Annotated in this window: 16 protein-coding genes; 14 read left to right on the forward strand and 2 right to left on the reverse strand. The window is 43.0% G+C overall.

All coding sequences use genetic code 11. From position 1 onward, the window contains the following. Nucleotides 1-446: transposase (locus N4310_RS04745; RefSeq protein ID WP_262092271.1), on the reverse strand; the 446-nt coding region annotated here is incomplete at its 3' end. A gap of 377 nt (nt 447-823) precedes the next feature. Between N4310_RS04745 and N4310_RS04750 the strand changes: the two genes are divergently transcribed. The 12 genes from N4310_RS04750 to N4310_RS04805 all read left to right on the forward strand — a co-directional run bounded on the left by N4310_RS04750 (nt 824) and on the right by N4310_RS04805 (nt 10,224). Then, nucleotides 824-1,405, forward strand: a complete 582-nt coding sequence (locus N4310_RS04750) for a thymidine kinase (RefSeq protein WP_160332250.1) — start codon at nt 824-826, stop codon at nt 1,403-1,405. A 2-nt stretch (nt 1,406-1,407) separates the two neighbouring features. After that, complete coding sequence (prfA, locus tag N4310_RS04755; protein WP_262092273.1) at nt 1,408-2,487, forward strand: peptide chain release factor 1; 1,080 nt, start codon at nt 1,408-1,410, stop codon at nt 2,485-2,487. Then, nucleotides 2,488-3,333, forward strand: a complete 846-nt coding sequence (gene prmC / locus N4310_RS04760) for a peptide chain release factor N(5)-glutamine methyltransferase (protein WP_262092274.1) — start codon at nt 2,488-2,490, stop codon at nt 3,331-3,333. Continuing rightward, a complete protein-coding gene (locus N4310_RS04765; protein WP_262092275.1) occupies nt 3,314-3,913 on the forward strand; it encodes an L-threonylcarbamoyladenylate synthase in 600 nt (199 codons plus the stop codon). The genes prmC and N4310_RS04765 overlap by 20 nt, the downstream gene beginning before the upstream one ends. Then, nucleotides 3,910-5,166: a serine hydroxymethyltransferase gene (gene glyA, locus N4310_RS04770; protein ID WP_262092277.1), complete on the forward strand. Its 1,257-nt coding sequence runs from the start codon at nt 3,910-3,912 to the stop codon at nt 5,164-5,166. Before N4310_RS04765 ends, glyA begins: the two co-directional genes overlap by 4 nt. Before the next feature lies 1 nt (nt 5,167). Then, entirely contained in the window at nt 5,168-6,139 is a 972-nt protein-coding gene (locus N4310_RS04775; protein ID WP_262092278.1) for a nucleoid-associated protein, read from the forward strand. After that, nucleotides 6,139-6,744 (forward strand): lysozyme family protein, encoded by a 606-nt coding sequence (locus tag N4310_RS04780; RefSeq protein WP_262092279.1) that lies wholly within the window; start codon nt 6,139-6,141, stop codon nt 6,742-6,744. The genes N4310_RS04775 and N4310_RS04780 overlap by 1 nt, the downstream gene beginning before the upstream one ends. 69 nt (nt 6,745-6,813) lie before the next feature. Then, a complete protein-coding gene (locus N4310_RS04785) occupies nt 6,814-7,314 on the forward strand; it encodes a dihydrofolate reductase (RefSeq protein WP_262092280.1) in 501 nt (166 codons plus the stop codon). Nucleotides 7,315-7,317: 3 nt separating this feature from the next. After that, entirely contained in the window at nt 7,318-7,488 is a 171-nt protein-coding gene (locus tag N4310_RS04790) for a hypothetical protein (RefSeq protein WP_179923975.1), read from the forward strand. Nucleotides 7,489-7,508: 20 nt separating this feature from the next. Then, the gene (gene clpX, locus N4310_RS04795; RefSeq protein ID WP_160332242.1) at nt 7,509-8,741 is read left to right on the forward strand and encodes an ATP-dependent Clp protease ATP-binding subunit ClpX; all 1,233 of its coding nucleotides are present in this window, start codon (nt 7,509-7,511) and stop codon (nt 8,739-8,741) included. A gap of 95 nt (nt 8,742-8,836) precedes the next feature. Continuing rightward, nucleotides 8,837-9,424, forward strand: coding sequence for a ribosome biogenesis GTP-binding protein YihA/YsxC (gene yihA, locus N4310_RS04800; RefSeq protein ID WP_160332241.1), 588 nt, complete (start codon nt 8,837-8,839; stop codon nt 9,422-9,424). A 104-nt stretch (nt 9,425-9,528) separates the two neighbouring features. After that, nucleotides 9,529-10,224: a LexA family transcriptional regulator gene (locus N4310_RS04805; protein WP_160332240.1), complete on the forward strand. Its 696-nt coding sequence runs from the start codon at nt 9,529-9,531 to the stop codon at nt 10,222-10,224. A gap of 59 nt (nt 10,225-10,283) precedes the next feature. On the opposite strand, the gene queG is transcribed toward N4310_RS04805, so the two are convergent. Continuing rightward, entirely contained in the window at nt 10,284-11,411 is a 1,128-nt protein-coding gene (queG, locus tag N4310_RS04810) for a tRNA epoxyqueuosine(34) reductase QueG (protein ID WP_262092281.1), read from the reverse strand. 217 nt (nt 11,412-11,628) lie between these two features. On the opposite strand from queG, the gene N4310_RS04815 reads away from it, so the two are divergent. Together N4310_RS04815 and N4310_RS04820 are read left to right on the forward strand one after the other, a co-directional pair. Beyond that, the gene (locus N4310_RS04815) at nt 11,629-11,808 is read left to right on the forward strand and encodes a hypothetical protein (protein WP_262092282.1); all 180 of its coding nucleotides are present in this window, start codon (nt 11,629-11,631) and stop codon (nt 11,806-11,808) included. A gap of 83 nt (nt 11,809-11,891) precedes the next feature. Further along, a complete protein-coding gene (locus tag N4310_RS04820; RefSeq protein WP_262092283.1) occupies nt 11,892-12,260 on the forward strand; it encodes a VOC family protein in 369 nt (122 codons plus the stop codon). Nucleotides 12,261-12,398 lie beyond the last annotated feature (138 nt).

Below are 12,398 nucleotides of genomic sequence, written 5' to 3' on the forward strand. Positions count from 1 at the left end.
GCTTCCACAAAAGTGGCATCAACAATCTGTCCCTTATGAGCTAGTAGACCTTCTTCTGCCAAAGTTAGATAGAAACACTCAAAGAGCTCTTGTTCTTTTCCAGATTTGGTGAGACGTTCTCGGTATAGCCAAATAGTTTTAGCATCTGGAATTTTCTGATCATCGCAACCAACAAAACGGCGAAAAGACAGACGATCAAGCAATTGGTATTCCATAGCTTCGTCTGACAAATTATAAAGACGTGCAAGCAAGAGGATTTTAAACATCATGAGGTAGTCATAGGGAGGTCTACCGCCTTTTGCAGGATTTTTCTCTTTATTACCAAAAATGCGGTTCAGGGCTGGTCGAAAACTTGTCCAATTCACGGTCTTATCAAGTCTTTCTAGTTGATTTCCCAATTGTGACAGTTTTTCTAGAAGTCGTTCATCGTCGGAAAATAATAGCATGATAGTACCTCGTTCATCTTAGTAGTTCTATTATCTCATAAAACTTAGGGAGTGAAAATAAAGAAAAGCAGGTATTTCTACTGTAGTGGAACCATCAGCAGTTAGAAACAACTGCTAGATGGCGGAGATTTTGAGACCTTGGCTCAAAATTTAGTGATGAGACTCCGAAGGAGACTGCTCACGTCCGCACTACCAAATAGGAATACCTACTTATTTGAAATAAGGCGACAATAAGTATGAGTTTTTAGAGGTGCCCATAACTGATTCGGTTACTTCTGCTAAAGCTGTTCTACCATAAAGAGCCTCGGTAAAAGACTGTAAATTTCATGAGATTTATTGTATAATTTGTTAGAAATAATTTTTTAGAAAGTTGAATCATGGCGCAGCTCTATTTTAAGTATGGGACAATGAATTCGGGAAAAACAATTGAAATCCTTAAAGTAGCCCATAATTATGAAGAACAGGGAAAGCAGGTCTTGATTATGACCTCGGCCCTAGATACCCGAGATGGCGTCGGAATGGTGTCTAGTCGGATTGGGATGCGACGGGAAGCCTTGGCTATTGACGATGAGTTTGATCTTTTTGGCTTTATTGAAAAAGAGCAAGAGGACCTTTACTGTGTCCTGATTGATGAAGCTCAATTTCTCAAGCGGCATCATGTTTTTGCCTTGGCAAGGGTCGTGGATGAACTGGATATTCCGGTCATGGCCTTTGGTTTAAAGAATGATTTCCGAAATGAATTGTTCGAAGGTTCAAAATACCTTTTACTCTTTGCGGACAAGATTGAAGAGATTAAGACTATTTGTCATTATTGTTCTAAAAAAGCAACAATGGTCCTCCGTATGCAAGATGGAAAGCCGCTGTATGATGGCGAACAAATTCAAATCGGGGGCAATGAAACCTATGTATCGGTTTGCAGAAGACATTATTTTAATCCAGAATTAGAAGGAGTTGTCTGAGGATGAATATTTATGATCAATTACAAGCGGTGGAAGATCGCTATGAGGAGTTGGGGGAACTTTTGAGTGATCCCCAGGTCGTCAGCGATACCAAACGCTTTATGGAGCTTTCTCGTGAAGAGGCCTCGACACGGGAAACGGTGGCTACCTATCGGGAATACAAGCGGGTGCTACAATCCATTGCAGATGCAGAAGAGATGATTAAGGATGCCGCTGGTGATGCCGAGTTGGAAGAAATGGCTAAAATGGAATTGAAAGAATCTAAGCAGGCCAAAGAAGATTATGAAGCTCAATTGAAAATCCTTTTATTGCCCAAGGATCCAAATGATGATAAAAACATTATCTTGGAAATTCGGGGAGCAGCTGGTGGAGATGAGGCGGCTCTCTTTGCAGGGGACCTCTTGACCATGTACCAGAAATATGCAGAAACCCAAGGCTGGCGCTTTGAAGTTATGGAAACTTCGATGAATGGTGTCGGTGGTTTCAAAGAAGTTGTCGCTATGGTCTCTGGCCAGTCTGTTTATTCCAAGCTCAAATATGAATCCGGTGCGCATCGGGTTCAGCGGGTTCCAGTGACAGAGAGTCAAGGCCGCGTGCACACGTCAACGGCAACTGTCTTGGTTATGCCAGAAATCGAAGAAGTGGAATACGACATTGATCCAAAAGACCTGCGGGTAGATATCTATCATGCCTCAGGAGCCGGTGGTCAGAACGTCAATAAGGTGGCGACGGCCGTTCGGATCGTGCATTTGCCAACCAATATTAAGGTTGAGATGCAGGAAGAACGGACCCAGCAGAAAAACCGTGATAAGGCTATGAAAATTATCCGTGCCCGGGTAGCCGACCACTTTGCCCAGATTGCCCAAGACGAGCAAGATGCTGAGCGTAAATCAACCATTGGTACAGGAGACCGTTCTGAGCGGATTCGGACCTATAATTTTCCGCAGAATCGCGTGACAGACCATCGAATCGGTTTGACCTTACAAAAGTTAGATAGTATTTTGTCCGGTAAGTTGGATGAAGTGGTTGATGCTTTGGTCTTGTACGATCAGACTCAGAAATTAGAGGCTTTGAACCAGTAGATGAAATACAGCCAACGATTCCAAGAATTTCACCAACAATTAATCCAGGTTGGCGAGGAGCCGGAAGCCTTTGATTTCTTGATTCGTCAAATCTTTGATTGGACCTTTACCGATTTTGTTTTCTTTTTGCAAAAAGAAGAAGAGGCTGAGATGTTAGCCCAACTGGAGTCCTACCATAAGCGCTTGATAGCCCATGAGCCGGTCCAGTATATCCTTGGTAAAACTGACTTTGCCGGTCTAGAATTTCTAGTTGATAAACGGGTTCTGATTCCCAGACCAGAAACAGCAGAGTTAGTTGAGTTACTTTTAGCAGAAAATCCCGATGAGAATGTAAGAATGGTAGATGTGGGAACAGGGAGTGGAGCAATCGCTCTCGCAGTAGCTCAAAAAAGGCCAACCTGGGAGGTGTGGGCTTCCGATATTTCGAAGGAAGCCTTGCAAGTCGCTGAACTGAATCGCGATAGACTAGACTTGCAGGAACGAGTAAATTTGCAGCAAAGTGACTTATTGACGGATTTGACAGGTCCCTTTGATATTATTGTGTCAAATCCGCCCTATATTGCTTGGGAGGATCGAGAGGAAGTCGGTTTGAACGTCCTCCACTCAGAACCTCATACAGCCTTATTTGCAGAGGAAGATGGTTTAGCCCTGTACAGAAAATTAGCTACAGAATCACGAACTTCTTTAAAACCCACGGGTAAGATTTATTTAGAGATTGGCTATAAGCAGGGCCAAGCGGTCCAAGGTCTCTTTCAAGCAGCCTTTCCCAAGGCCCGTGTCAGAGTGTTGCAAGACCAGTTTGGTCAGGATCGGATGGTGGTAGTAGATGGACATCTTAAAGAATGAGTTAGAAGCTGGTCGAGCTGTGATCTTGCCAACGGAAACGGTTTATGGACTTTTTGCAAAAGCCTTGGACCAGGACGCAGTGGATTTGGTTTATAGGCTTAAACAGAGACCCAGAGACAAAGCCATGAATCTTAATATCGCAAACCTCGAACAAGTAACAGAATATGCGAGTGAGATTCCACCTTGTTTTCAGGATCTAGTGGCTCATTTTTGGCCTGGCCCCTTGACCATCCTGTTAAAAGCGCGGGACAGTGTCCCAGTTTGGATCAACTCTGGTTTACCTACAGTCGGTTTTCGGATGCCGGATCATCCGCTAACCCTAGAGTTAATTCAGGAAACCGGACCACTGATTGGACCATCTGCTAATTTAAGTGGTGCCAGTAGTGGTCAGAAGTTCCAAGTTATTCAACAAGATATTCCCGTACTGGGCTTGGCAGATGATGCCTTTTTGACTGGAGTTGACTCGACGATTCTCGATTTATCCCAAGAGCCGGCTCGGATTCTCAGGCAAGGTGCCATTACCCAGACAGACTTACAAGCAGTGATTCCCCAGTTAAACTTTAAAGAGGTGGAAAAATGATTTTTGAAAATACCGATTACCGCAACTATGACCCAGAACTATGGGCAGCAATCGATGCAGAAACCAAACGCCAGGAAGAAAATATTGAATTGATTGCATCGGAAAATGTTGTTTCCAAAGCCGTTATGGCTGCTCAAGGTTCCCTGCTGACTAATAAATATGCAGAGGGCTATCCTGGACGCCGTTACTACGGTGGTACAGAAGCTGTCGATGTGGTCGAAAATCTAGCCATTGAACGGGCTAAGGAAATTTTTGGAGCCGGTTTTGCCAATGTTCAACCTCATTCGGGTTCCCAGGCTAATGCTGCGGCTTATATGGCCTTGGTGCAACCAGGAGATACCATTCTAGGAATGGATTTGTCAGCGGGTGGCCATTTGACCCATGGCTCACCAGTTAGTTTTTCTGGAAAAACCTATCACTTTGTTCCCTACAATGTTGATCCAGAGACAGAATTGTTGTCTTACGATGAATTAGAATCCTTAGCCAAGGAACACCAACCAAAACTGATTGTGGCTGGAGCTTCTGCCTATTCTCGGATTCTCGATTTTAAACGCCTGCGTCAGATTGCTGATTCGGTCAATGCCTACCTCATGGTCGATATGGCCCACATTGCCGGTTTGGTAGCTGCGGGTCTTCATCCCAATCCCATGCCTTTTGCCCATGTGGTAACCTCCACAACCCACAAAACCCTTCGGGGTCCACGGGGGGGCTTGATTCTGACCAACGATGAAGATTTGGCCAAGAAAATTAATTCAGCGATTTTCCCAGGCCTTCAAGGTGGTCCCCTAGAGCATGTGATTGCTGCTAAGGCAGTTGCTTTTAAAGAGGTGCTGGATCCAGCCTTCAAAGACTATATGCAACAGGTTTTGAAAAACACCCAAGCTATGGTTGAGGTTTTTTTGCAAGACGAGGATTTTCGTGTAATCTCTGGTGGATCTGACAATCACCTCTTTATGGTAGATGTCACAAAGGTCGTGGAGAACGGAAAAGTTGCCCAACAACTTTTGGATGATGTCCATATTACCTTGAACAAAAATTCCATTCCATACGAGCAACTATCACCTTTTAAAACCTCTGGTATCCGTATCGGAACCCCAGCCATCACGGCTCGTGGGTTCAAGGAAGAAGAAGCTCGGAAGGTCGCTGCCTTGATTATTAAAACCTTGAAATCAGCAGATCAGCCAGCTGTCCTAGAAGAAGTGAAGACAGAGGTGGCTGAATTGACCAGTTCTTTCCCACTATACAAGGATTAGTATGGATATTTATATTAAGGAAGCCATTATTCATCAATTTTCACCCCAAAGTTTAGACCTGCAGTTTTCCAAAGAACCCCTCGAATTATCTCCTCGTATTGATGAATATCTGCGGAAAAAAATTGAAAAAGTCTATTCAGAGGATGCCAAAAAAGGTGCTTTCGACTCGGAAAACACCTTTTTCAGCCATATCCAAGATGATTTGATGGAAAGCTCGCGAACAATCAGCACACTCTGGTTAGAGGCCTTTAAGGAGGCGGAAAACCAGAAAATGAACGATTTGATTTTTGTTGGCTTTGAAAAAGAGGGACAAAGTCATTTTGCCTTTTTACGCTTGGTCCTTCGCGATAGTTTGACTGATTTAGGCCAAGAAGAGAACCGAATCCAATTAACACAGAACCATTTACCTGGTTTTGGAGCTAGTCCAGATGAAGGCTTGGTTGTGAATCGAGTGACTGGCCAATACTTTTTATTGGAAAAACGCATCAAGGCTCAGGGGAGTTTCCTTCACTATTTTTCAGAAAAATTATTGGAAGTAGAACTGGCTCCCTCTCCGAAAAAATCAATCCAGACAATGGAAAAAGCGGCTCAAAAAATCGCTGAAAGTTTTCAAGCGGATGATTTCCAGTTCCAATCAAAACTTAAGTCCTCTTTGCATAAAAATTTAGAGGAGAAGCAGGAGTTGCGACCAGAAGATATTGCCAACGATTTGTTCCAAGACAATTTGACAGCTCGTCTAACCTTTATTGATCAGATGAAGGAAGAGGTTCCTGAAACCATCCAGTTTCAAGAAATCGATAGCCAACGTCAATTGAAGCGATTGGAGAATCAGAAATTGTCGTTGTCGAATGGAATCCAGCTAATTGTACCAAATCCAGTTTATGAAGATGCTGAATCGGTGGAGTTTATCATGAATGAGGATGGCACCTATTCAATTCTGATCAAAAATGTGGATACGATTGAGAGTCTCTAATGTTGAAACGATGTGTTAGTTTATTAGTAGTAGTCTTATTCGTCCTAGGACTGTGGCGAACCTGGCAGACAGCTCAAACTGTGGCCCGTGTGCGTCAGTTCCAACCGATGGTGGAAGCAGCGTTAAACAAGGAAAATTCATCCTTGGATTCTGATTTGGTGCTGGCGATTATTTATACAGAAACCAAGGGTCAGGGCCAGGATATTATGCAGGCCAGTGAAAGTTTGACCGGTCAAGTGGATTCCTTGGCCAGTCCTCAAGAAAGTGTCGCTCATGGCGTGAAAACACTCAACAATTATTATCTTCATAGTCAAGAATCAGGGGTTGATGAATGGACTGCGGTTCAAGCCTATAATTTTGGAGGGGCCTATATCGATTATGTGGCGGAAAATGGTCAGAAAACTAGTCTGGATCTGGCACGTGCCTATTCTAGAGACGTTGTGGCACCGAGTCTAGGAAATTCCAAGGGCGAGACCTATTCTTATTGGACCCCTATTTCAATCTTTCATGGGGCAGAACTTTACCGCGATGGTGGAAATTATTTTTATGCCAATCAAGTTCGCTTGAATTTAGATGTGATTCGCTTTTTTGAGCGTTTTAGCTAGCTTGATTTCCCCATTTTGGGTTCGCTTTTGATAAAATAAAAACAAGCAAGCAAGTAAGGGGGGGACAAGGTGCCCAAGAAAATAAAAGCGATTTGGGCTCAAGATCAGGAAGGTTTAATTGGTCAAGATGGCCATCTTCCCTGGCGTATTCCAGAAGAATTGAGCCATTTCAAAACCACAACTATGGGCCAGGTCCTGCTAATGGGGCGTGTCACTTTTGATGGAATGGGGCGCCGTATCTTACCAGGCCGGACAAGTCTGATTCTAACGAGGGATCCGGATTACCAAGTCGACCATCCGGATGTTTTGGTTTGCCATTCTGTTGAGCAGGTTTTGGACTGGTACCAGAAGCAGGATTTGGATCTCTATGTCATTGGTGGTCGGGAGATTTTCTGTACTTTTGAAGATTACTTGGATGAATTGGTATGTTCGGAGATCCATGGGAAGTTTGCAGGAGATGTTTATTTTCCAGAAGCTTTTTCTTGGCAGTCCTTTGAGCTGTTTGAGTGTTTAGAGCAGCCAACCGCCTCTATTCCCTTTACAATTTATAAATATAGGAGGACAACATAAAAAATGGAACGCAATCTATTTGGACTTTTTACAGCCCTGCTTGGAGTGATTTGTGTTTTGTGTGCCATGCAATCTTTTCAAAAACGGCGCTACGGTTTAACAGCATTTTTTATGTTGAACGCTTTTACAAATTTGGTGAACACGATTCACGCGGTTTATAATACTTTATTTTAATCTAGGAGTTAGATTTATTTATGTCGAAATCGAGATCAAATGAAGTGATGATTTATTGTTCCTTCTGTGGTAAAAACCAAGATGAAGTTAAAAAAATCATTGCTGGAAATAACGCATTCATCTGTAATGAGTGTGTCGAATTAGCCCAAGAAATTATTCGTGAAGAATTGGCGGAAGAAGTTTTGGCAGATCTATCGGAAGTGCCAAAACCACAAGAACTCTTGGCTATTTTAAATCATTATGTGATTGGTCAGGACCGGGCTAAGCGGGCCTTGGCCGTGGCTGTTTATAACCACTACAAACGGATTAATTTCCATGATAACCGAGATGAGGAAACAGATGTTGAACTTCAAAAATCCAACATCCTCATGATTGGCCCAACTGGTTCAGGAAAGACCTTTTTGGCCCAAACCTTGGCTAAAAGCTTGAATGTTCCGTTCGCCATTGCAGATGCAACAGCCTTAACGGAAGCCGGTTATGTCGGAGAAGATGTTGAAAACATTCTCCTAAAATTGCTACAGGCAGCTGACTTCAATATTGAACGAGCAGAACGTGGCATTATCTACGTAGATGAGATTGATAAAATCGCTAAGAAAAGCGAGAATGTTTCTATCACACGCGATGTTTCCGGTGAAGGTGTGCAACAAGCCCTGCTAAAAATTATTGAAGGAACTGTTGCCAGCGTACCCCCTCAAGGTGGTCGCAAGCACCCGCAACAGGAAATGATTCAAGTCGATACCAAAAATATTCTCTTTATCGTGGGTGGTGCCTTTGACGGAATCGAAGAGATTGTCAAACAGCGCCTCGGGGAAAAAATTATTGGTTTTGGTCAAAATAATAAGGCTATTGATGAGAATGGTTCCTACATGCAAGAAATCGTCTCTGAGGACATTCAAAAATTCGGAATTATCCCTGAATTGATTGGACGTTTGCCAATTTTTGCGGCTTTGGAGCCGTTAGAAGTTCAAGATCTCGTCCGCATTTTGAAAGAACCGCGGAATGCCTTGGTGAAACAATACCAGACCCTGCTATCTTATGATGATGTCGAGTTGGAATTTGAAGACGGAGCCTTGGAAGAAATTGCCCGTTTAGCCATTGATCGGAAAACAGGAGCTCGTGGTCTTCGCTCTATCATTGAGGAAACCATGATGGATATTATGTTTGAAGTTCCGAGTGAGGAAGATGTGAAAACTGTTCGCATCACCAAGGAAGCTGTTCTTGGTTTGGAAAAACCTATTTTAGAAACTGCTTAATACTCAAACTCGTTTAACCAAATATAGGCTCGAGAGTATAAAGAATAAAAGGGGGAGTAGGGATCCAGATCCCGCTCCTTTTTTAAGGAGATAGAATGGAATTAAACACACACAATGCAGATTTACTTCTGAGTGCCACCAATAAAAGTCATTACCCACAGGATGATATTCCTGAAATCGCTATGGCTGGCCGTTCAAATGTTGGAAAATCCAGCTTTATTAATGGGATTTTGAATCGAAAAAATCTGGCACGGACCTCCAGTAAACCAGGAAAAACCCAACTCTTGAATTTTTTTGATATTGATGGCCAATTACGATTTGTAGACGTCCCTGGTTATGGTTATGCCAAAGTCTCTAAAAAAGAACGTGAAAAATGGGGAAAGATGATTGAAGAATACCTAACAAGTCGGGAAAATCTTCAAGCGGTCGTGAGCCTGGTTGATTTTCGCCATGCTCCATCCCAGGATGATGTCCAAATGTACGATTTCCTTAAATATTATGAGATCCCTGTGATTCTCGTTGCGACCAAGGTTGATAAAATCCCTAGAAGTCGTTGGAATAAGCATGAAAAAATGATTAAGGACAAGTTGGACTTTGATCCTAGCGATGACTTTGTTCTCTTTTCATCTGAAACCAAACACGGAATTGATCAGGCCTGGGATGCTATTCTGTCCAAAGTTTAACCGAGGAGACTGATGAAATTTCCTTGTCCCTCTCGATAAGAGAATGGACAAGGATTTCTTTTTATTATATAATGTGTTTTATAAAACACACAAGGGGGATTTTTATGTTTTCTGGTCAACGATTAAAAACTTTACGGCAACAAGAGGGGCGGACACAGGCTGATTTAGCGCTTGTTTTGGGTATTAATCGAGCTTCCTATGCCAGCTGGGAATTGGAACGGGCGCGGCCTAATCAGGCTCATTTGCAACACTTAAGCCAGTATTTTGGGGTGGAGGAAACCTATTTTGAGTCTGAGTATGCCATTGTCCAACCCTATCTCCAGTTGAATACTGACAACAAGAGAAAGGCAGAGGATTATGTCGAACAGCTATTAGAAACACAGAAGAATTCGATTCAAGAGAAGCTTGTGCCCCTGTTTGCAATTCAAGTCCTAGATCAAGTGCCCTTATCTGCTGGTTTCGGGGAGACTTACTATGATGAGCAGTCCTTCCAGACGGTCTATACAGATCAAGAATATTCCTATGACTTTGCTTCCTTTATCCAAGGGGATTCCATGGAGCCTCAGTATTTTGATGGGGAAGTTGCCCTCTTTAATGATGACGGTTTTGACTATGATGGCGCTGTTTATGCCATTTCTTTAAATGGTCGTGCCTACATCAAGCGGGTTTACCGAGAAGAGGGGGGATACCGAATTGTCTCCTTCAATGAAAACTATGAGGACCTGTTCGCTGGTCCTGATGACGATTTTCGGATTGTTGGTAAGGTTATTGGTCATTTTCGTCCTGTCGAGGAGCTTTAGTATGTATAAATGAAAAAACACATCCGTTGCTGTAGAGGATGTGTTTTACCTTTTGAAGATTAGTCAGTAGATACTTGCCATTTATTGAGGAGTCTTGCTTGTTCTGCTTGTCCGTCCTCATCCAATCCTGTCAAGGTTTCGATAAAGGTAATCATTTCAGGATTTGGCTGGGGAACAATTTGTCCGATGGCCCAGATAGCGGTTGCTACGTGGATTTTATTTTGGGATTTGTCGATAATTTCCAGTAATTTAGGAATGGCAGATCGGTCTCGACTGTTGGCCAGGGCGATAATGGCATTGCGTTGAAGAATGTTCTTACCACGCCAGGAACCAGCTACATGGCCAAATTTTTCCTTGAACTGCCCGTTACTCAATTCCAGAAAGGGGAGGAGCTGAGGCTGGGCTAGCTCTGGATCAATTTCTGTGTGGGCTTGGTTGAGAATACCTTTGTTATAAGGACAGGAAATCTGGCAGATGTCGCAGCCATAAATAACGGTTTTAATTTTTTTACGGAATTCCAGGTCCATCATGCCCTTGTCCTGGGTTTGAAAGGACAGGCAGCGTTTAGCGTTCATGGTCCCATCACCAAGCAGACAGGAGGTTGGACAGGAGGTGAGGCAACGGGTACAATCGCCGCAACCATTGGGAACTGGTTGGTCGGGTTCAATTTCTAAATTGGTCACCAGTTCCCCTAAAAAAACATAGGATCCGTATTCTTTGGTAATCAAAAGGCCATTTTTCCCGATGAAGCCCAGACCGGCTCGTTGGGCAACAGCCGTATCCACCAGGGCACCGGTATCGACCATCGTTTTGTATTCCAGTTGGGTATCCAGCTGACGGATGGCTGCCGCTAATTGCTCCATTTTATCCTGGAGGAGGTAGTGGTAGTCAATTCCCCAGGAAGAGGGGGTGAATTTCCCTCTTTTGAATTGGGATTTTTCGGCTGGGGTTGGTAGTTTATGGGGATAGGCTAGGGCAATGGAAATGATTGTTTTAGCTGAAGCCAGGCTCAGTTTGGGATCTAGTCGTTCTTCAATGACCTTGTGTTCGAAGCCGGAAGACCGGTCTTCTTCTCTGGCTAATCGCAGAGATTTCTCTAAGTAGTTGAAATCATCGGCTGTTGTAAAGCCGATTTTTGAAATTCCGATTTCTTTCGCTAGCGCTTTAATCTCATCCTTTAGGTTCATAGTCTTATTATACTTCAATTTTGCCAAAACAAAAACAAATAAAAATTAAGTTATGTTAAAAATAAAATTTGTTCATTTTTCACATAACATTTGCTAAGCGCTTCCATAAAGAGTAGAATATAAATATAAACAAGCGGTTAAGGGGGCTGCAGACGATGTGGGCTTGAGACCCTAAAGCATTACAAGGCTTACATTCTTAAGGAAAGGAGCTGTGCTTATGCATCTCATAGATAAAGACCTAGTTGTTAAACAGGCGGTTCGCAACCAAATTCGCGACGCAAAAGCGGCCCAGGAAATTTTGGGAACCTGCTCCCAGGAACAAATTGATGGCTTGGTAAAAGCTGTCGCTGAAGCAACCTACGCCAAACGGGAAGAATTGGCGAAAATGGCTCATTAAGAAACGGGCTAATGTGAAATTTTAAGAGTATAGAGAGAAAGGAGAGTTTGGTTAGATTTCCTAACTGAACGAACAGCTAACTGATGTTTAGAAAAGATTTTGGATTGATGCTTTATGTTGCGGATGTGGCAGCTGAGAAGGTTTTTTGGTCGGCAGCAGGTTTTGTCATTATTTCAGAAAGTGAAATGATGGGGTTTGACACCTTCGATATGAAACCCCATGCGAATTCAACTGTAACCATCACAGTTTTTGCCAAGGAGTTTATTCAGCAAGTATCGCCAGAAGTTGCAGATAATGTACCGAGCATTCTTTTTGAGGTGGACGAGATCGAAGCCTTACATGAAAACATTTCTGCTTTGACGGATACCTGCAGTCCAGTAACAGAGATGCCTTTTAAGACCTTTAACTTTGCCAGCCCATCTGGTCTCTACTTTGCAGTTAAGGGTAACTAGATGATTCGATTTGGGCAGAACAAGAGAGGTTGATTTTAGGATCAGCCTTTTCTTGATTTTAAGGGCACCTCTAAAAACTCATACTTATTGTCGCCTTATTTCAAATAAGTAGGTATTCCTATTTGGTAGTGCGGACGT

The sequence above is a fragment of the Streptococcus danieliae genome, assembly GCF_025447695.1.
Taxonomy (GTDB): Bacteria; Bacillota; Bacilli; order Lactobacillales; family Streptococcaceae; genus Streptococcus; species Streptococcus danieliae.